This is a genomic window from Bacillus sp. SIMBA_008, from assembly GCF_046535495.1.
In the GTDB taxonomy this organism is placed as follows: Bacteria; Bacillota; Bacilli; order Bacillales; family Bacillaceae; genus Bacillus; species Bacillus subtilis.
In genome coordinates this window covers 1-335 of sequence record NZ_JAWRWL010000169.1, presented here as the reverse complement: position 1 = coordinate 335, position 335 = coordinate 1, and the positions used below count along the sequence as shown (strand labels likewise).

General features: G+C 69.3%; 1 protein-coding gene. It reads right to left on the bottom strand.

Features of this window, described 5'->3' with window-relative positions:
- Positions 1 to 335 (bottom strand): PQQ-dependent sugar dehydrogenase (locus SB658_RS22665; protein ID WP_410602479.1); only part of this gene is annotated, 335 nt, incomplete at both ends.

The window sequence follows — 335 nt, the reverse complement described above, 5'->3', positions numbered from 1 at the left end:
CAGCACGCCGTCGTCGTCCCACGCGAGACCCTGCGGATTCCGATGCCCGTAGCTGTAGACAGGTGAGCCGTCGAAGGGGTTGTCCGCGGGGATCTCCCCCTCCGGGGTGAGGCGCAGGATCTTTCCCGAGAGGGAGTCGAGATCCTGCGCGCTCGAGGGGTCACCCGCGTCGCCCACGGTCGCGTAGAGCATCCCGTCGGGACCGAACGCGATGCGTCCGCCGTTGTGGTGGCCGGCGGCATCCATTCCGGAGATGACGGTCTCCGCCCGTCCCAACGCGAGGTCACCGGCCGACCCGGTCAGCTCGAAGCGCTCGATGCGGTTCTCGTCGGCAC